The 19,603-nt window shown below is 39.8% G+C and carries 15 protein-coding genes; 5 read left to right on the forward strand and 10 right to left on the reverse strand.

Going from position 1 to position 19,603, the window contains the following annotated elements; all coding sequences use genetic code 11:
* Window positions 1–170 precede the first annotated feature (170 nt).
* Complete coding sequence (locus tag WAX86_RS05165; protein ID WP_065170258.1) at window positions 171–1,064, forward strand: sulfite exporter TauE/SafE family protein; 894 nt, start codon at window positions 171–173, stop codon at window positions 1,062–1,064.
* A 64-nt stretch (window positions 1,065–1,128) separates the two neighbouring features.
* On the opposite strand, the gene lpxH is transcribed toward WAX86_RS05165, so the two are convergent.
* Window positions 1,129–1,872: a UDP-2,3-diacylglucosamine diphosphatase gene (gene lpxH / locus WAX86_RS05170; protein WP_068967983.1), complete on the reverse strand. Its 744-nt coding sequence runs from the start codon at window positions 1,870–1,872 to the stop codon at window positions 1,129–1,131.
* A 49-nt stretch (window positions 1,873–1,921) separates the two neighbouring features.
* Window positions 1,922–2,416, reverse strand: a complete 495-nt coding sequence (locus tag WAX86_RS05175; RefSeq protein ID WP_005300139.1) for a peptidylprolyl isomerase — start codon at window positions 2,414–2,416, stop codon at window positions 1,922–1,924.
* Window positions 2,417–2,612: 196 nt separating this feature from the next.
* On the opposite strand from WAX86_RS05175, the gene cysS reads away from it, so the two are divergent.
* The 3 genes from cysS to glpQ all read left to right on the forward strand — a co-directional run bounded on the left by cysS (window position 2,613) and on the right by glpQ (window position 8,266).
* Window positions 2,613–3,992 carry a cysteine--tRNA ligase gene (gene cysS / locus WAX86_RS05180; protein ID WP_341489207.1) on the forward strand — a complete coding sequence of 460 codons (1,380 nt, stop codon included), beginning with the start codon at window positions 2,613–2,615 and terminating at the stop codon, window positions 3,990–3,992.
* Window positions 3,993–4,244: 252 nt separating this feature from the next.
* Complete coding sequence (locus WAX86_RS05185; RefSeq protein WP_341489208.1) at window positions 4,245–6,896, forward strand: hypothetical protein; 2,652 nt, start codon at window positions 4,245–4,247, stop codon at window positions 6,894–6,896.
* Between the two features lie 284 nt (window positions 6,897–7,180).
* The gene (gene glpQ, locus WAX86_RS05190) at window positions 7,181–8,266 is read left to right on the forward strand and encodes a glycerophosphodiester phosphodiesterase (protein WP_005300134.1); all 1,086 of its coding nucleotides are present in this window, start codon (window positions 7,181–7,183) and stop codon (window positions 8,264–8,266) included.
* Window positions 8,267–8,478: 212 nt separating this feature from the next.
* Here glpQ and WAX86_RS05195 read toward each other — a convergent pair whose 3' ends face one another.
* Together WAX86_RS05195 and WAX86_RS05200 are read right to left on the reverse strand one after the other, a co-directional pair.
* Window positions 8,479–9,297, reverse strand: a complete 819-nt coding sequence (locus WAX86_RS05195; protein ID WP_341489209.1) for an ion transporter — start codon at window positions 9,295–9,297, stop codon at window positions 8,479–8,481.
* Between the two features lie 127 nt (window positions 9,298–9,424).
* On the reverse strand, window positions 9,425–10,063 hold the full coding sequence (locus tag WAX86_RS05200; protein WP_005300130.1) for a YchE family NAAT transporter: 639 nt from the start codon (window positions 10,061–10,063) through the stop codon (window positions 9,425–9,427).
* Window positions 10,064–10,863: 800 nt separating this feature from the next.
* Here WAX86_RS05200 and adhE point away from each other — a divergent pair.
* A complete protein-coding gene (adhE, locus tag WAX86_RS05205) occupies window positions 10,864–13,557 on the forward strand; it encodes a bifunctional acetaldehyde-CoA/alcohol dehydrogenase (protein WP_341489210.1) in 2,694 nt (897 codons plus the stop codon).
* 82 nt (window positions 13,558–13,639) lie between these two features.
* On the opposite strand, the gene WAX86_RS05210 is transcribed toward adhE, so the two are convergent.
* From WAX86_RS05210 to cmoB, 6 genes are all read right to left on the reverse strand, one after another.
* Window positions 13,640–14,320: an SDR family oxidoreductase gene (locus WAX86_RS05210; RefSeq protein ID WP_138222852.1), complete on the reverse strand. Its 681-nt coding sequence runs from the start codon at window positions 14,318–14,320 to the stop codon at window positions 13,640–13,642.
* A gap of 232 nt (window positions 14,321–14,552) precedes the next feature.
* On the reverse strand, window positions 14,553–15,086 hold the full coding sequence (locus tag WAX86_RS05215) for a VC2046/SO_2500 family protein (RefSeq protein WP_065170528.1): 534 nt from the start codon (window positions 15,084–15,086) through the stop codon (window positions 14,553–14,555).
* A 144-nt stretch (window positions 15,087–15,230) separates the two neighbouring features.
* The gene (locus tag WAX86_RS05220) at window positions 15,231–16,205 is read right to left on the reverse strand and encodes an alpha-L-glutamate ligase-like protein (protein ID WP_065170267.1); all 975 of its coding nucleotides are present in this window, start codon (window positions 16,203–16,205) and stop codon (window positions 15,231–15,233) included.
* 3 nt (window positions 16,206–16,208) lie between these two features.
* A complete protein-coding gene (locus WAX86_RS05225; RefSeq protein ID WP_044176044.1) occupies window positions 16,209–17,720 on the reverse strand; it encodes an inactive transglutaminase family protein in 1,512 nt (503 codons plus the stop codon).
* Window positions 17,721–17,738: 18 nt separating this feature from the next.
* Window positions 17,739–18,536, reverse strand: coding sequence for an ATP-dependent zinc protease (locus tag WAX86_RS05230; protein WP_341489211.1), 798 nt, complete (start codon window positions 18,534–18,536; stop codon window positions 17,739–17,741).
* A gap of 88 nt (window positions 18,537–18,624) precedes the next feature.
* Window positions 18,625–19,599 (reverse strand): tRNA 5-methoxyuridine(34)/uridine 5-oxyacetic acid(34) synthase CmoB, encoded by a 975-nt coding sequence (gene cmoB, locus WAX86_RS05235; protein WP_068968186.1) that lies wholly within the window; start codon window positions 19,597–19,599, stop codon window positions 18,625–18,627.
* Window positions 19,600–19,603 lie beyond the last annotated feature (4 nt).

Below are 19,603 nucleotides of genomic sequence, written 5' to 3' on the forward strand. Positions count from 1 at the left end.
ATATTTTCTTTTTTTAGGGATAAAGCATCGGTACATCCTATTTATGTGATATTTTGTTGCACCTGCACAATAAGGTGTCGATTCATTATACGCCTTACGTTTAATTCTCTGTTGAATTGTTACTCAATTTGTGCGCGTTATTAATCTGTTTGTGAAGAAATAGCTGAGTTATGTCTATATTTACCTTGATACAAGCGGGACTGCTTGTTGGAGGAGCTATTTTTGTGTTCTTGCTTATTCAAGCATGGCGCAGAAATAGAACGCAGGAAGCGCAAACAAAGATTGTTCCCATTGGCCTTATTGGGGGATTTGCGAATTTTTGCGATACCTTAGGCATTGGTAGTTTTGCCATTATGACTGCAGGTTATAAGCAGTTTAAATTGGTTGACGATAAAGTGTTGCCAGGAACTCTGAACTGTCAGTCCGTATTGGCCACTGTTGTTCAATCGCTCATTTTTTTAACCGCAGTCAATGTTGATGCTGTCACTTTAGTTAGTTTGGTAATTGCAGCTTGTGCTGGTGCGACCGTTGGCGCGAAATTGGTTTCTAGTTGGGATCGCCAGCTTATTCGTATTGTCATGAGTATGGCACTGCTTATTGTTGCGGGTCTTATGCTTGCTGGGCAGCTAAAACTTTTCCCATTAGGTGGCACTGCGTTAGGGTTAACGGGGTGGAAATTAGCTATCGGTATTGCTGGTAACTTCTTATTTGGCGCATTAATGACGGTTGGTATTGGTTTATACGCTCCGTGTATGACAATGATTTATATGTTAGGTATGAATCCATTGGCGGCATTCCCTGTCATGATGTGCTCTTGTGCCTTCCTGAGTTTTTTCTCTGCTGGTGGCTTTCTTGTTCGCGATCGGGTAAATACTCGTGCTGCTTTGGCCGTTGCAATAACAGGGCCTATAGCGGTTGTGATTGCGGCTTATTTAGTTAAATCATTAGATATGCATCTTTTGGCTTGGTTGGTAACTGGTGTGGTACTTTATACTGCAATTAGTATGTATCGCTCTTGGAGCCAAGACCGTAAATCTACACCAGAGCCTATTGCTAATCTTTAATACGGTATGATTTTCGGAATAAAGAAGAAAAAGGTACGTGTTTGCGTACCTTTTTTATTACACGCTATTTAAGTGTGTGTTCAGTTTGAAATTGGCGGGTTTCTAATTGGTAGTCATCAGGCGTTATGACTAATACTGAGCCATGATCATACCAATCACCGAGAACAATACGAATTGCTGGCTGACCATTTACGGTTAACTCATGAATATCTGGGCGGTGAGTATGGCCATGAATCATACGATAGACACCATCTTGAGCCATTACCCGTTCTACTTCACTTGCAGTAACATCCATAATTTCAGCACTTTTTTGCTGATTATTCTGGCTGCTGCCACTGCGCATCTTATTTCCGATGCGTTGACGAGTATTAAGAGGCAGACAAGAAAACAGCCACTGCAAACAAGGATTATGAACCTTCTTACGGTATTTTTGATATGCTTCATCGGCAATACAGAGCGTATCCCCATGAAGAATCAGCGTCGGTATCCCGTAAAGATTAGCAACATGATGTTCAGGTAAAAGTGTCATACCTGTTTCTTTGGCAAACCGTTTTCCAATAAGGAAGTCACGATTGCCATGAATGAAGTAGCATGGAGTACCACGATCTGTTAACTGCTTAAATGCGTGTTTTATCTGCTGATGGAAGGGCGAGTCATCATCATCACCAATCCACATTTCAAACAAATCGCCAAGAACGTAGAGAGCATCAATGTGCTGAGTCTCTTGCTCCATGAAAGAGAGAAAGCATTGTGTGATGTCGGGGCGATCTGCACTGAGGTGTAAATCTGAAATAAAAAGTGTGGTCATAGTCAATAAAGAAAGGGCGATCTTAAAGATCGCCCTTATTCAATGAAGATTAGTCTTCGATAGTTACGCTTTCGATCACAACATCTTCAACTGGCACATCTGCGTGGTAGCCGCTACGACCTGTTTTCACTGCTTTGATCTTTTCAACAATGTCCATACCTTCTAGTACAGCACCGAATACACAGTAGCCCCAGCCACTCATGTTTTCGCCAGTGAAGTCTAGGAAATTGTTGTCTTTAACATTGATAAAGAACTGAGAAGTTGCAGAGTGAGGCGCGTTAGTACGAGCCATTGCAAGAGTACCAGTCTTATTGCTTAGACCGTTGTTCGCTTCGTTTTTGATTGGTGCGTGAGTTTCTTTCTCTTGCATGCCAGAAGTCATGCCGCCGCCTTGAATCATGAAGCCATCGATAACACGGTGGAATAGGGTACCGTTGTAGAAACCTTCACGGCAGTAACGTAGGAAGTTTGCACAAGTTTCAGGTGCTTGCTCTTCAAATAGGTTAATTTTGATGTCACCAAAATTAGTGTGAAGCGTTACCATGGTTTTTTCCTTTACTGGACTGTTTTCACTAAGCTGCAAATTTTAACGATTGCAGCGATTTATCACAAATATTAACGTGCTTCTTGCTTTCAAGATAGCCTAAATGTGGGTTAGTAGTGGATTTTCCTTGCCATCACTAATCATAAAAGGTGTAATTACTGCTTTAATGTAACCCCAAAAATGAGTAAAGAAGAGCATGTTAAAAATCTATAACTCTCTGACGCGACAAAAAGAGGAATTCAAGCCCATTCACCCTGGTAAAGTAGGTATGTACGTCTGTGGGGTTACAATCTACGATTTATGTCATATTGGACACGGTCGTACATTCGTATCTTTTGACGTAGTGTCTCGTTACCTTCGCTACTTGGGCTACGATTTAACGTTTGTTCGTAACATCACCGATATTGACGACAAAATCATCAAACGTGCTGCTGAAAATGGTGAAACATGCGATTCACTAACAGAACGTTTAATTGGTGAAATGCACGCAGACTTTGATGCTCTAGGTATGAAGCGTCCTGATGTTGAGCCACGAGCAACTGCTTTTATTAGCGAAATCATTGCTCTTTGTGAACGTCTGATTGAGCGTGGTTTCGCTTACGTTGCCGATAATGGCGATGTAATGTTTGAAGTGAGCAAGTTTAAAGATTACGGCCGTCTATCTAAGCAAGATCTTGATCAACTGCAAGCTGGTGCTCGTGTTGATATTGAGCTAGCAAAACGTAGCCCTCTTGATTTTGTACTATGGAAAATGTCTAAGCCGGGTGAACCAACATGGGAATCACCATGGGGTCCAGGTCGTCCAGGTTGGCACATTGAATGTTCAGCAATGAACTCAGCTATTTTAGGCGATCATTTTGATGTCCACGGTGGTGGTTCGGATCTTCAGTTCCCACATCATGAAAACGAAATTGCTCAATCTTGCTGTGCGCATGATACCCAGTATGTAAATACTTGGATGCACAGTGGTATGGTGATGGTTGACCGCGAGAAAATGTCTAAATCTCTTGGTAACTTCTTTACTATTCGTGATGTATTAAACCATTATGATCCTGAAACAGTTCGTTACTTCCTAATGTCTGGTCACTACCGTAGCCAGCTAAACTACAGCGAAGATAACCTAAAACAAGCTCGTTCTGCTTTAGAACGTTTATACACATCACTTCGTGGTCTTGATACTTCAGTTGAAGCTGCTGGTGGCGAAGAGTTTGTTGCTCGCTTTAAAGAAGCTATGGATGATGACTTCAATACTCCTGAGGCATATTCAGTACTGTTTGACATGGCGCGTGAAATTAATCGTCTAAAAACAGACGATGTGGCTGCTGCATCGGTTCTTGGTGCTCGTATGCGTGAACTGGCTGATGTACTAGGTTTATTAGGTCAAGAGCCTGAAGCATTCCTACAAAGTGGTGCCAATGATGACGACGTGGCAGAGATTGAAGCGTTGATTCAACAGCGTCTTGATGCCCGTGCTGCCAAAGATTGGGCTGCCGCTGACCAAGCTCGTGATAAGTTAACTGAAATGGGTATCATTCTAGAAGATGGCCCTCAAGGTACAACTTGGCGTCGTAAGTAATGTTATTAGCGCAATTAGCGAAATGATTATTCGTTAAAAGCGCCATTTAAAAATACAAGCCGATAGGGAAGTGATTCCTTATCGGCTTTTTTTATCTTTTATAATTCAATTAGATAAATAAATTTTTGTATTTTAAGGATATTTATAAAACATGATTGATTAATTAAATTTAATGAATAGTTAATTTTACATTTACACTATTTTTATTATTCGCTAGTATCGCCATCCTTTTATTATGCTTAGGTGGAATTTATGCGTAAGGTTTGGTTAGTATCAGCATTGGTTTTAGGTGGTTGTGGTGGTGGAGGTGGTGATGATGCCGCAACTCCAGTCAAAAATTCAGCCGATAATACAGTTAAGACATCTTCTACTCCTATTCTTAATCCAAGTCGTAATAAAGTTGCATCCGCGACTGAAGAGAAAGTAAATTCAAATAGAGAGACTGTGGTTTTAAATAATCGTGAACATCAGCCAGTAGTAACAATTTCCCCTCCGCTATCAACAGATAAGAAACTTGAAGTTACAGAAATAAAACCAGAAGACTTTGTTACATCATCTTCTTCTCAGAATGTAATAAAAGAAAGTGCGGTTAAGGATATACAGCAAGATCATTTATCTCTTGATAAGCCAGCTGAAATTGCTGACTTAAATAAGGGCATTTCTCTCGATGATCAAACGACTTCGATCGCAGTTAATCCAGAAGATTCAAATATAATTGAAGAGAGTGTTAATAAAGATCAGGTAAAACCTTTAGATGTATCATCTAATCGTGTTGGTTCTTATCAGGTATATCAATTGCCTGAAAATATTAATGACGTTCTTAAATCACACCCAGCGAGCAGTGAGATCCAGGTTGGTCGTTTATTAAATATTTCTCGATTAAATAATAAGTTAAATGATTATTATGATGTATATGGGGCAAGAGATAAGTTGTCATTTAAGGTTTCTTTTCTCTCCGCTCAAGAGACTGAATACACTAAAGTTGCTTGTCGTTGGATAAGTGAAGGTGAAACTTCAGCTCAAGATCATGAATTATCAACAAAATGTGAATATCAATTATCAGGTAATGAGTATTTAAAACCGTTATTAATTGAAGTTCGTTATTATATTAAAGACCAATTACATTTGGCAAAATTTCGTTATCAAAAGCGTTTTCTAATTGATCGGAAATCCAATACCTTAGGTAGTGTTAATTTATATAATGATAGTGATATATCTGAAAATATAACGTTAGCCGAAAGTGGTTTGGCACAAATGAATCGTTCATTAAGCGAGGAATTTAAGCACAATATCCGTAAAGTCGAAGCTAACTATAGCGGTTTTGCAGCCATTAATATGCAGGGAAACTTGTTTACATGGGGCACTAAAACATTTATCGGAGAAGAAGACTATTTACAAACGGTAAATCAAGAGAAAATTGTTGATGTTGTACCTAGTTTACGATCCTTTGCCGTTTTAAATGAATATGGGCAAGTCCATGTTGTTGGTTCTTTGGGGAATTTTACCGACACTTTGTTGCAGGACCAATTTAAATTTACTCAAATGATGGGTAATAAACATGCTTTTGCATTAAAAACAGAAAATGGTCAAGTGTGCTTAGTGACCGACAAAATGACAAAAGCTGATTTTTCAGGAACCTGTAAGTATTTAAAACAAGATGCGCCAATAGCTAAATTTGTCGGTTTAGGCCAAGATTTTAATGGGTTTGCTATCTTAACGACAAGAGGTGAGCTAGTTGAATGGGGCAGTGCTTCGCATGAATATAAACAGTATTTGAGAGATATAGCGGCACAAAAGGTAAAGGAATCGCAAGAACAGGCTGAAAAAGAAGCTCTAGCTAAAGAAAAAGGAGAGTTGTCTGATACCGATTTATCACCGAGCTCTAGTCAATTAATTCAGGCGACTGATGAGAACCCCCATTTTAATTGGGATCTCTATTTCGATAAACTTCGTAATATCGATAATAATGAACCGCCTTTATTATTTAATGACTTAGTTGCAACGGATGGCGCTTTTGCAGCTTTAACAAAAAATAAAAAGGTCATCGTATGGGGAATTTCCAGTTATGGCGGTTCACCTGTATATGATTATGCTGGTTTTAAAGTTAAGTTAGTTGAAGATACGACGACATGTAAAGAAAGTAATAAGACGTTTTATACTCAGGATGGGTGCCCGAATGGTTTAAAACGTGTTCCAGTACCTGGTTACTATCAGCAAATGCGTGTTAATGAAGTTAATCAGAAATTATTGGAACCGCTAGAGAATATTAAGAAAGTAGTCGCAAATCATGGTGCTTTTGCTGCATTAACAGAAAGTGGTCAAGTACTGACGTGGGGAAGTGTTTTTTATGGGGGGAATACATACTCTCATGAATTAAAAGGCTTACATTCTGAGTTAGAAAACGCTAAAGATATTATGGCAAGTGATGATGGTTTTACTGCATTATTTGCCAATGGAAAGACTCTATCTTGGAAAGGGATTTGGAACCTGAGCGCGAAAAAAGGTGATCAAGTTTCGTTTGAGAAATTCTATGATTATGATTCTGTATCGACTGAAGATAAATATGGATGGTTTAGAGGCTTTGGTCTAAAAGATGGTAATAATGTAGGACACTTTATTACTAATGGTGAAGCCTTCATGGCAATTTCTGGCATAAGTGATGAACCTAAAGCATGGATAAGCAGTTGGGGTAGTAAAGAGTTTGGTGGTGGTCTTTTAGATAGTACAAGAGATTTAATTGTCATTCCTGAGCGAATTATTGCTACGTATCCTGACCATTATGGTTTTACATTTGTCACAGCTTATGGTGACGTTTATTCCTGGAGTGGTAATGATCGAGGTACTTATATCGGCTCATTCGATATTAAAAAAGCAGCCCCAGTGAGTAAGACTCAAATTCAATAAGAACTGATTTTATAAAATAAAAGGCTAAGAGTTATTGCTGTTAGCCTTTTAATATATCTTCAAATCATAATGTTTTTTTAAATTGTCCTAATAGGAATTTGCATCAAGATCACTATTCGAGCATTAACTATGCTTGTTCGAGCAAAATCGATCACATTTTGCTATTGCTGTCGAAAATTTGTCATAAATATCTCGTACTATTTGTTCGAACTTTAGATAAGAGTTTCACTATTCATATAAGACTCAATATTTAAGTTGGATTAATACTTTAAGGACAAATAATAATGACAAAATTAGGCTTAACCTTGGCATTAACTGCTGCAATGTTAGCTCCTTCTGCTTTTGCCCAATCTGATCTCTCCGACAAAATTGTAGTAGCGCACCGAGGTGCATCAGGCTATCTACCTGAACATACTTTACCCGCAAAAGCTTTGGCTTATGCAATGCACCCTGACTATATTGAGCAGGATGTTGTTATGACTAAAGATAATCAGCTAGTGGTTTTACATGATCATTATTTAGATCGTGTGACAAACGTCGCTGAAGTTTTCCCAGATCGAGCCCGTAAAGATGGTCGTTATTATGCTATTGATTTCACTTTACCTGAAATTAAGCAACTGACAGTAACAGAAGGCTTTAATATTGAAAACGGCAAACAAGTTCAAGGTTTCCCTGATCGTTTTCCTATGTGGAAGTCACATTTCACAGTTCCTACCTTCCAAGAAGAAATAGAGATGATTCAAGGGCTTAATAAAACATTAGGCTATGATATTGGTCTTTATCCAGAAATTAAAGCGCCGTGGTTCCATCGTCATGAAGGTAAGGACATCAGTAAAGCGGTACTTAAAGTATTAAAACAATATGGTTATACAAATAAAGACAGCAAAGTCTATCTGCAAACTTTTGACTTTAACGAACTTAAGCGTATTAATGACGAGTTAATGCCAGAGCTCGATATGGATTTAAATTTGGTTCAGTTGATGGCATACACTGATTGGAATGAGACCATGGTGTATGACAAAGACGGTAAAGCCCAGCCTTATAGCTACGATTGGATGTTTAAACCTGATGGGATGAAAAAGCTGTCTAAATACGCTGATGGTATCGGTCCATGGAAACCAATGGTGGTCTCTGATAAATCAACGAAAGACAATATTCAGTTAACTGGGTTGGTTAAGGCCGCCCATGAAAATGGCATGGTCGTTCATCCATATACCTTTAGAGCCGATAAAGGGCGTATTCCTGCTTATACTGATGACTTTAATGGAATGTTAGAGGTATTTTATAAAACCGCTAATGTCGATGGTGTATTTACTGACTTTCCTGATAAAGCTGTTGATTATTTAAGACAGCAAAATTCAAAAAAATGAATAATTAATCAAATTTGTGGTTTCTGATTTGAAATAACAATCAAAACAATTCCGTTACAACTCTATTGTTAGATATAAAAAAGAGACGATATTACAAGATGATATCGTCTCTTTTTCTTTTGAATGTTATTAAGTTGTAGTTTTATTTTAATCTGTAAAATAAAGTTGAATACCTATTTATGGGTATTTTTTGATGCTCTTTTTTTACTTTCTTAAAGGTGCTCAGGAAGTTTACTACCACATTTTCTGCAGTAATCAGCATCCATATCATGGCCACTTGTTGCACAATTAGGGCAACGAATAAGTGCCTTATGGTGGTTAATTTCTTGGTTAATTTCAGCCGTAATAATACCTGTTGGTACTGCTAATATTGAATAGCCTAACAGCATAGTAAGCGATGCCACTGCTTTACCTAACACAGTATGGGGGACGAGATCACCATAACCGACCGTTGTGATTGTCACAATTGCCCAATAAATACTTTGTGGAATACTCGTGAAACCATTATCAGGTCCTTCAATGATAAACATCAAAGAGCCAAAGACGGTTACAAGGACCAAAACTGAGCTAAAAAAGACGAGTATTTTGCGCTGAGCCTGCATTAAGGAACGTAATAAGATATTGGAATCTCTAAGATAACGTGCAAGTTTTAGCACTCTAAAGATTCGCAGTACTCGGATTAAACGTACGATTAATAGATAGTTTGAACCCGGAATAAAGAACGCGATATAAGCTGGCACAATCGCAATTAAGTCAATTAGGCCATAAAAACTTCGTGCATAAGCCCAGGGTTTTGGCGAGCAGTAAAGCCGCAAAATATACTCAACAGTAAATAGAAGGGTAAAGAACCACTCTAAAATATAAAGTGTTGTAGAAAACTTGGATTCAATACTGGTAACAGATGAAATAATTAAAATTAACTCAGAACTGATAATGGCAATAATTAGAGCAATATCAAAGAGTTGACCATATCGAGTTTGAGTTCCAAAAATGATTTGATAAAGGCGTTGGCGTGGAGTGAGAGTAACCATAACGAGGAATGTCTATTCGGATCAGAAAAATAAAAGCCTCGAACTTAGCGAGGCTTTTTAGCGATTTATTACTACCTGATTATAGCATCAAATGGCATAAATTTAATTATATCAGGCAAATGATTCATTAAGTTAAACCTGGAAACAGCGCACGTAATCCATTGGCGATAAATTCAATACCTAATGCAGCAAGGATTAGGCCCATAATTCGAGTAATAACGTTAATGCCAGTTTGACCAAGCACTCGCACAATAAGAGGGGCCGCTCTAAACAGTAACCAACAACAAAATGCAAAGGTAATAATGGTTGCCGCGATACCTAAGATGCTGGTTAAACCTGGATAACGCGAACCATAAACGATGGTTGAACTGATAGCACCAGGCCCTGCTAAAAGAGGCATGGCCAATGGAACAACACCAATTTGCTCCCGACTGACCGATTCTGATATTTCTTGTTTGTTCTGTTTTCCTTCACCTATTTTTCCGCTCATCATCGAGAATGCGATAGTCAGAAGTAGTAGGCCCCCGGCAACTCGGAACGAATCTAGTGAGATACTGAACATATCCAGTAACCACTGCCCAGCTAATAACGAAACAATCAGAATAATGGCAACCGCAACGTTGGCGGTTAAGGCCGTTCGGTTTCGCTCTTCTGGTGTCATATGGCCCGTCAATGAAACGTAAACCGGCATGATGCCTATCGGATTAACTGCGGCGATTAACCCCACAAAAAATTGAAGGAAAATAGCAAATTCTAAAGATGGCATTGAAGTAACCACATCATGTAAGTGTCGATGGATGAGAACATAAAGCATGGTCATTTGTTATGTTTGGATAGCCAGTCATAATAAATGGATATGAGTGCCTGTATTTCTCTAATTGGCGATACTTTAAGCTATCAATAGGGCGTGGCTCAAGCAAAATATCTAGCTATTGAGGGACAGAAACCGATTTTAAAATTGCTCTAATTACCTCCAAGTAAATTTTAACAGCAAGAGTGACAAGCTGGCTGTTAAAGTCGTGATTTGAAGATCTTGTTGTTTTAATTATTTAATCTGATTCGAGCTGGGGCATTGAAATGTTTTGTCATAAATTTTAATTTTGTTTTGTTTGTGTAAATCAAATAACAAGCTATTATCTGTTTGGGCGGCTGGCGTGCTAGAATATATGCAACAAAATTGACCAGATGAACAAATAAATAGTGATTTTTGTCACAAAATGCGTAGGATTTAGTAATAAATGTAGAAATATTACATATTATTTCCTTACGCGAAGAAACTGATTAAAGTCCACATTCGCCAAAAACAAGCTTAATGATCACAGAAAATGATTTTAACTTGTTGATTTTTAACTGCTTAGATCAAATTTTGATGAAAAATGTAAATTTTTAACAGCAAATGATCTAAATCAAGTTTTTTCATGGTGTGAAATTTTATAATCAGTTTTGAAAGCAATTTACTAAGTATGTGTGTTGCTGAGTTGTTATAACGGAAAACAACGAGTGGCATAAAGGATTGAGAACGTATCCTTACTAAAAAGTTTTCAATATTAAGTTTAGGAGTTAACTATGCCTGTAACAAATATGGCTGAACTAGATGCAATGATTGCGCGTGTTAAAGCAGCTCAGAAAGAGTTCGCAACTTTCTCTCAAGAGCAAGTGGATAAAATCTTCCGCGATGCTTCTCTTGCTGCAAACAACGCTCGTATCCCTCTAGCTCAACAGGCTGTTGCTGAATCTGGAATGGGTATTGTTGAAGATAAGGTTATCAAAAACCACTTCGCATCAGAATTTATCTACAACAAATACAAAGATGAAAAAACTTGCGGCATTCTTGAAGTGAATGACGAGTTCGGCACTATGACTATTGCTGAGCCTGTAGGTATCATCTGTGGTATCGTTCCAACGACTAACCCAACCTCTACAGCAATCTTCAAATCTCTAATCTCTCTAAAAACACGTAACGCAATTATCTTCTCACCACACCCACGTGCTAAAGAATCTACTAACGCAGCAGCAAAACTTGTTCTTGATGCAGCAGTAGCAGCAGGTGCACCAAAAGACATCATTGGTTGGATTGATCAGCCATCTGTTGAACTTTCAAATGCCCTAATGAAGCACGATGATATCAACCTTATCCTTGCTACTGGTGGCCCAGGTATGGTTAAAGCAGCATACTCTTCTGGTAAGCCTGCTATCGGTGTTGGTGCTGGTAACGTTCCTGTTGTTATTGATGAAACTGCTGACGTTAAGCGTGCTGTAGCTTCTGTTCTTATGTCTAAGACTTTCGATAACGGTGTAGTGTGTGCTTCTGAGCAGGCAGTTATCGTTATGGACGAAGTTTACGATGAAGTTAAAGAGCGTTTTGCTTCTCATAATGGTTATGTTCTAACTAAAGAAGAAGCAGATAAAGTTCGTAAAGTACTGCTTATTAACGGTGCACTAAACGCAGACATCGTTGGTCAGCCAGCAGTTAAGATTGCTGAAATGGCAGGTGTTAAAGTTCCTGCTACAACGAAGATTCTTATCGGTGAAGGCTTACAGGTAAGCGCTGATGATGAATTTGCTCACGAAAAACTATCTCCAACTCTAGGTATGTTCCGTGCAACTTCATTTGAAAATGCGGTTGACCAAGCAGTAACTATGGTTGAAATCGGTGGTATCGGTCACACATCTGGCCTATACACTAACCAAGACGTAAACGCTGACCGTATCAAGTACTTTGGTGATCGTCTAAAAACAGCTCGTATTCTTGTAAACATCCCTACTACTCACGGTGGTATCGGTGATCTTTACAACTTTAACGTTGCACCGTCTCTAACTCTAGGTTGTGGTTCTTGGGGTGGTAACTCTATCTCTGAGAACGTGGGTCCTAAGCACCTTATCAACAAGAAGACAGTAGCGAAGCGAGCTGAAAATATGTTGTGGCACAAACTACCTAAATCAATCTACTTCCGTCGTGGTAGCCTTCCAATCGCACTTAGCGACCTTGAAGGTAAGAAACGCGCATTCCTAGTAACTGACCGTTTCCTATTTAACAACGGTTATGCAGATGAAATCGTAGCACTGCTTAAAGCACAAGGTATGGAAGTTCAAACTTTCTTTGACGTAGAAGCTGATCCAACTCTATCTGTAGTAGAGAAGGGTGCTGAAATGATGAAGAGCTTCCAACCAGACGTTATCCTTGCTCTTGGTGGTGGTTCTCCAATGGATGCGGCTAAGATCATGTGGGTAATGTACGAGCACCCAGAAACATGTTTTGAAGACCTTGCAATGCGCTTTATGGATATTCGTAAGCGTATCTTCAAGTTCCCTAAAATGGGTCAAAAAGCTGAGCTTGTATGTATCACAACTACCTCTGGTACTGGTTCTGAAGTAACACCATTTGCGGTTGTAACAGACGATAAGACTGGTGCTAAGTACCCACTTGCTGATTACGAACTAACACCAAACATGGCTATCGTTGATGCAAACCTTGTGATGAATATGCCTAAGTCTCTAACTGCATTTGGTGGTTACGATGCGGTAACTCACGCACTAGAAGCTTATGTATCAGTACTTGCTAACGAATACTCAGACGGTCAGGCTCTACAAGCACTTAAGATGCTAAAAGAATACCTACCATCTAGCTATGCAAATGGTGCTAAAGATCCAATTGCTCGTGAGAAAGTTCACAATGCAGCAACTATCGCTGGTATCGCGTTTGCTAACGCATTCCTAGGTGTATGTCACTCAATGGCTCACAAACTGGGTGCAGAATTCCATATTCCACACGGTCTAGCTAACGCACTGTTGATTTCTAACGTGGTTCGTTACAACGCGAACGATAACCCAACTAAGCAGACTGCATTCTCTCAGTACGACCGTCCACAAGCACGTCGTCGTTACGCAGAAGTTGCTGATCACCTAGGTCTATCTCAGCCAGGCGACCGCACTGCGCAGAAGATTGAACGTCTACTAACTTGGTTAGATGAGCTAAAAGTTAACCTAGAAATCCCTATGTCTATTCAGGCAGCAGGTGTTCCAGAGGCTGACTTCCTAGCTAAGCTTGATGAGCTATCAGTAGAAGCGTTTGATGACCAGTGTACTGGTGCAAACCCTCGTTACCCTCTAATTGCTGAGCTTAAAGATGTACTACTAGCATCTTACTATGGTAAAGCTTTCGTTGAAGGCGAGACTTTCGAAGGCACTACAGTGATTAAGAAGTCTGAGCCTCTAACTGAGAAACCAGCAAAAACTAAGAAAGAGAAAGCAAAAGCTTAATCATTAGTTTTAGACCTTAAATTAAAAACCCGCTCATGTAGCGGGTTTTTTCTGTCTGTCTTTTATGTAAGAAATTAAGTTGTTATTGATGTTCAGCTTCAATGATTCGGCCATTAAATGAGTCATTTTCAACAATATATTCAGCACTTCGAACCATTTCATACTGCATTGAGAGTGACAGAGGGGCAGATGTATTTGTCTCTTGATATGAGATTGGCACAATACTGCCTACCCGAACATCAAAGTGTTTTAACTCTTTTGCCCAGTTTTGTGTTAAGCCCGCAATCATCGCCTTATTTCCGATAGTATAATTGGCCGTATCTAAGGATTCTGATGTGATGACATTTAATATTACGCCAGATCTTTTATTTGATTTCATATAGTTAGCAATAAAACGACCAAAGGAAAAAAATAGGGTAGAGTCTAGGGTAAGGGCTTGAGTCATATGTTCTTCTGAGTGGCTACTTAAAAGGTTTGGCAACACAATACCTTGCCAGCAATTTACGAGAATATCTATTGAGCCAAAATCCTGAAGTACTTTGAGCCCGATTTGATGAATGTTTGCTTCTGTCAGATCTTTTATTAGGTAGCCGTGACATGGATTTTTCAATGTTTGACAGCACTCTAATGTCGTTTGAAGATGAGATGCATCTGTATCAATAAGAGCGATATGAGCACCTAATTGAGAAAAATGCATAGCCATAGCCCGACCGATGGCGCTGCCAGCAGCAGTTATGACGACAACAGATTGAGCAATTTGCATATTTTCTCCTACCAGAAATTCGTTAACCCTGTTAGCCAATAGAGAAGGTGATCGAAGACTTATCAACTTATTTGGTTTTATTCTTTAGTTTGATGGTAGTAAAAGTTTACTCGATGCTAATAGTTTGGATGAATAAGCTATGAGTGAGTTCACGAAATTTATAAAACTGTGATTTGTATGGTAATAATCAGGTGGGGATATATAGGCAACTATGCGTAATTACGCTAGAAACTTAAGCTGTTGCGTAGACTTGTGGTGCTTGTGTTTGCATTTCGGCAAAGCGTTTGGCTTGCACCAGCGCACCATAAAGTCGTTGAGGTGAAGACTCAGGTATAATTATTTCTGTTGGCGGCAATTTACGGCGCTCGTGACCTGATAGGTTATGATATAGCTCTTCAGGCATCCCTTTTGTATCTTGTGGTGGAAAAGTAAGAGCAATAGGCTGTAAACCATCCATGAGTCGGCAGCTTGCCAACCCACCTTGGTGGAATGCTTCAGCTTGTACTGCTCCTCGCTCATAACAAAATTCGGATGTGGTTAATGGGCGAGAGTCTTGTAATTCAAAATAGCCACGAAGCTGGGAATCGGTAACGGGTTTATTATCAATATGATCAACTGGAGTGTTCTCTAGAAAGTCTGGAGAGAGCAAAGCTAACATGAGAGCAAAATCTGAACGACGTCCTTGCTCAACGGCATGACCTAACTGATTGCCCAGCTGAATCTCGTTGATAAGTTGTGCTTTGTCTAAAGTATGGACAGCCGTCATAAAAATTACAGGGTTAATAATAAACTCAGTAATGTTATCGGTTAGACACAAAAAAACTTGAGAGAAAAATAGAAAAAAGCCTCGATGGGAGAGTCGAGGCTTAGATTAGATGTCTATATTAGATGGTTATCAATATTCGTTTGATCAGAACTGTGGTTTAGCACCAAATTGATGGGCAGAATAGGCGACACGCTCTTCAGGTGTTGGCACTCTAAATGATGTTCCCATCATCTCAATATGGCGCAAACGGGGTAACAAACCGCAGCCATTCGCAATTTGAATAGCAAGACCGGGACGAGCATTTAGCTCTAGAACCATAGGGCCAAGTTTTTTATCCAAGACCATGTCGGTACCCATATAACCCAGTCCAGTCATTTCCCATGCACTTGAGGCTAAGGTTAATAGTTTTTCCCAGTTAGGAACTTCTAACTCGCTTAATAACCTATCGGTATCGGGGTGACGTTCGATCGGTTTATTAAACTGCACTGCACGTATAGCTTTTCCGCTGGCAATATCGATACCAACACCGACAGCGCCTTGGTGAAGGTTCGCTTTACCATCAGAGGCAGACGTTGAACAACGCATCATCGCCATTACAGGGTATCCCTTGAATACGATAACACGAACATCCGGAACACCTTCATAGCTAAAGCCATCAAAGACATTATCAAACTCAATCAGGTTTTCGACCATGGCAACATCATTCTTACCCCCTAACGAGAATAGTCCCGCTAGAGTATTGGTAATATGACGCTCTACATCTTCCTTGTTGATCTCTGCACCTGATGGTTTTACATAGACACCATCTTTATGTTTGACGATCACTAAGATGCCTTTACCACCAGAACCTTGTGCCGGTTTAATCACAAATCCAGGCCAATCTTTTACCATATTATGGATGGTTTTAACGGTCGCTTGACTGTCAATAACACCAATCAGTTCTGGAACTGTCGCGCCGTACTCTTGCGCGACAATCTTGGTTTTTAACTTGTTATCTACCAACGGGTAACGACTACGATCATTATAGCGGCCAATGTAACTGTGGTTACGTTGGTTCATCCCCATAATACCGCGTTTTTTCAGTTTGCTAGGGGAGGTAAACTGTGACAAAAATGACATGGTTTAGTCCTCCGCCAGCGGTTTGAATCGACGTAATTCGCTGATTCGGTAACCGGTGTAAGTACCCAACAGTAGAATGGCTGCCATAATGATAAGTTGCAGACCAATAAAGTTAAAAGTAAGGTGACGAATTAATGGGTTTGTCATGGCTAGATAGATAAGTACCGCTGTTAATAGCGAACCACCACCTTGAACAAACACTTCTTTTGCCCCTTCTTCTTCCCATAGGATAGACATTCGTTCAATTGTCCAAGATAGGATAATCATCGGGAAGAAAGTGATACTTAAGCCTTCGACTAGACCAATCTTATAAGCGACAACCGTAAAGACAGAAATGATCATAATAACCGTTATGATAACGGCGGATATTCGGGCCACTAAGAGTAAGTTAAGCTTGGATAAATAGCTTCGTATAATGAGGCCGGTACCAACAATTAATAAGAAGCCTAAGATACCTGTTAGTAGCTGTGTCTGAACAAACGCAACCGCGATCAGAACTGGCATAAACGTACCTGAGGTTTTTAAGCCCACAATAATACGTAAGAAGACCACAATAAGAGCACCAATCGGGACAAGCATAATGGTTTTAAACATTGCTTGCTCTTCAATTGGTAAGCTATGGATAGAGAAGTTAAGTAGATCTTCGGCTTGAACTTTCTCTTGTGTTGCTTGTTGCGGTGTAATGTCTTGCGCAATGATCGAGAAGCTTACATTGGAGTTACGTCCACCAACAACATCAAGTAACGAGTGGCCTTGTTGGTTCCAGATTAAGACATTCTCTGGTTTGCCTTCAATGCCGGTTTCTAGGTTGAATAACTGCCACTCTTGTTTCGCTGAGTCCCAGACTTCAACCATTGGCGTAATGCTTTGGCGACGACGACCATCTTCAAGCTGTAAACCACCGACAACACGAGAATAGATACCATCCATCGACAGCAAATTCGTAATTGCTTGTTCACGAGTTAGGCTGTTAAGAAGTAGGGCGGCATTCTGGTTCTGTTTGTCGTTAAATTCTTTGATTAGCTCACGAGTCAACGTAAGGTCATCTGATGATAAATTACGAGCTTGAGCCAGTAGTGCTGTCGCAGCTGTCTGTTGTGGGCTATCTAAGCTAACAGTAGCAGGTTCGCCTTTAGGTGCGATCTCTTTGTAATCTGATTGATTGTCCACCAACATTTGGGTTTTGTAGTAGAGAATCTGTTTACCAATTGCATCACGAATGGTCCACTCAATGCGGTGACCTTGGTCGTTATCAACAGTCGCTACACCATAGCCTGGTGATGAAGTACTTTGATCAATAAGGGTAAAACCTTGCTGTGTTTTTGGTGCAGCCATAGAGACCTTTACAGGTTCGCCAATTGCATCAAACTCAACTCGAGCTTCAAGTTCCCATAGTTGACGGTGTTCACCTGGAGTCCATGGCACACCATACACTTCATGACGATAAATACTTAGCGCAAGTCCTACCGTAATGAGAATAGAGATCAAAAAATAAAACGGAACTCTAGACGTCATGACATCCTCTTCATTTAATTATTTTGTTACAGCTGCTGGCTCTGTTTTTGGCTCAGTCTTTCCTTGGATGTATTTTTTACCAACATCAACAAGTGCAATATCTTTGAAAAATTCACGACCTAATAGAACGGGATAATCCATCTGCGAACGGTCTGCGAGTGTAAACTGAGCTTTTTCATGAAGAGATCCTAGTTGAACCCATAGCTCAACCACAGGACGACGAACCGCTTCTTCTGTGCTTGCTTGACGAATCTTCACCCAACGCACTACAGGCGCTTCGATTTCATCTACCTTTGCAGCTTGCGTTTTCTCATCGGTATTATCTTCACCCTGATGAGTTAAGTTAAAGCGAATCCACTCTTTACCATCGCGCTCGAAAGTCTGGATATCTTGTGCGTTGATAGACGATGTTGTTGCACCTGTATCAACACGAGCTTTAAAGTGTGCTTTGATTGAATCGATCCAAACCCACTCTTCCTGCCCTAAGACAACTTTACCGTTGGCGACTTTAGGATCGACTTTTTTCTCTTCGACTGGCACACGAACAATTTGTTTTTCAACAATAAGTTTTGGCTCAGTTAAGCTTTTGTGTTTAACAAATTTTACGTCTTTTGAAATGTTGGTTAATTTGGATTCCAACTTGGCTATATGCTGGTTTTGTTGATCAATATGCTGAGCCATCGATGCTATTTGACCATGCATTTGGGTTTCAAGATTCGTAATAGCATCAAGTGTCTCTTGATGATTTTTTTGCTGAGTTGCAGTACAACCGGATAGCACTGCAATGGCAAGTAAGGGTACGCTGCGGCGAAGCATTATTTCTCCCAAAGTACTTCAAAAATTCTATAGACCACATTAGTTTAGCGCACAAAAAGGGATGCGAACAGCACCCCTTTGTCAGTCGTTAGTCAGGATTACGAGCCACTAAAATTGCACGTTTAGGGGCTGGGTATCCTTCAATAGTTTTGCTTGGATCATCGGGGTCCAAATAATCAGGAAGTGAGTTATTTGTCATCCAATCCGTTGATCGCTGCTCGTCTGTAGTAGTGTCACATTGATCTACGATTCGAACATCTACAAAACCACATTTTTCTAACCAAACTTTAAGCGCTTTAGCTGATGGGAAAAAATACACATTGTGCATTTGTGCGTAACGATCTGTTGGTACTAACACATCGTTTTCATCACCATCTATTACAATAGTTTCTAGCACTAATTCGCCATCTTTGCGTAATTGGTTTTTCAGCTGAATAATATGATCTAAAGGTGAGCGGCGATGATAGAGCACGCCCATACTAAATACAGTATCAAATGCCTTGAGTTCTGGAAGCTGTTCTATACCTAGTGGCAATAAGTAAGCGCGGTCATCCATACCCATAAGGCGTTTAATCGCTTCAAATTGGATCAAGAACAGGCTAGATGGATCAATACCTACGGCAAGTTGAGCTCCTTCACCTAGCATGCGCCACATGTGATAACCATTGTTACAGCCAACATCAAGTACTGTGCGATTTTTTAGTGGTGAAATGTGAGGTAGAACTCGATCCCATTTCCAATCTGAGCGCCATTCGGTATCTATTTGAATATCATGGATATTAAATGGACCTTTACGCCATGGTTGCATGATACGTAGTAAACTTTCGATACGTTTACGCTCACCATTTTCAATACCATTTTGGTATGCAACACTTACTTCATCTTTGATATTAATGAGATCAGGTTTCTCTGTTGGTAACTTTTTAAGTGCACGTAACCAACGTCCCATATCGCCATGTTCTTTATTTTCCCAATCCGTCAGTTGCTGTGGCAGGATATTTAGCCAAGGACGCAGGGTTTCATGTTGGGCGATAAGTCGATAAAACTCAGAAAAACTAAACAACATA

The sequence above is a fragment of the Photobacterium damselae subsp. damselae genome (assembly GCF_038086725.1).
GTDB lineage: Bacteria > Pseudomonadota > Gammaproteobacteria > Enterobacterales > Vibrionaceae > Photobacterium > Photobacterium damselae.

What these genes read in the sequence shown, in the direction of transcription:
- WAX86_RS05215 (WP_065170528.1), bottom strand. Translation starts at nt 15,086, where the DNA reads ATGACGGCTGTCCATACTTTAGACAAAGCACAACTTATCAACGAGATT.
- WAX86_RS05165 (WP_065170258.1), top strand. Translation starts at nt 171, where the DNA reads ATGTCTATATTTACCTTGATACAAGCGGGACTGCTTGTTGGAGGAGCT.
- WAX86_RS05185 (WP_341489208.1), top strand. Translation starts at nt 4,245, where the DNA reads ATGCGTAAGGTTTGGTTAGTATCAGCATTGGTTTTAGGTGGTTGTGGT.
- WAX86_RS05175 (WP_005300139.1), bottom strand. Translation starts at nt 2,416, where the DNA reads ATGGTAACGCTTCACACTAATTTTGGTGACATCAAAATTAACCTATTT.
- glpQ (WP_005300134.1), top strand. Translation starts at nt 7,181, where the DNA reads ATGACAAAATTAGGCTTAACCTTGGCATTAACTGCTGCAATGTTAGCT.
- WAX86_RS05195 (WP_341489209.1), bottom strand. Translation starts at nt 9,297, where the DNA reads ATGGTTACTCTCACTCCACGCCAACGCCTTTATCAAATCATTTTTGGA.
- cysS (WP_341489207.1), top strand. Translation starts at nt 2,613, where the DNA reads ATGTTAAAAATCTATAACTCTCTGACGCGACAAAAAGAGGAATTCAAG.
- WAX86_RS05210 (WP_138222852.1), bottom strand. Translation starts at nt 14,320, where the DNA reads ATGCAAATTGCTCAATCTGTTGTCGTCATAACTGCTGCTGGCAGCGCC.
- WAX86_RS05220 (WP_065170267.1), bottom strand. Translation starts at nt 16,205, where the DNA reads ATGTCATTTTTGTCACAGTTTACCTCCCCTAGCAAACTGAAAAAACGC.
- adhE (WP_341489210.1), top strand. Translation starts at nt 10,864, where the DNA reads ATGCCTGTAACAAATATGGCTGAACTAGATGCAATGATTGCGCGTGTT.
- WAX86_RS05230 (WP_341489211.1), bottom strand. Translation starts at nt 18,536, where the DNA reads ATGCTTCGCCGCAGCGTACCCTTACTTGCCATTGCAGTGCTATCCGGT.
- WAX86_RS05225 (WP_044176044.1), bottom strand. Translation starts at nt 17,720, where the DNA reads ATGACGTCTAGAGTTCCGTTTTATTTTTTGATCTCTATTCTCATTACG.
- lpxH (WP_068967983.1), bottom strand. Translation starts at nt 1,872, where the DNA reads ATGACCACACTTTTTATTTCAGATTTACACCTCAGTGCAGATCGCCCC.
- WAX86_RS05200 (WP_005300130.1), bottom strand. Translation starts at nt 10,063, where the DNA reads ATGCCATCTTTAGAATTTGCTATTTTCCTTCAATTTTTTGTGGGGTTA.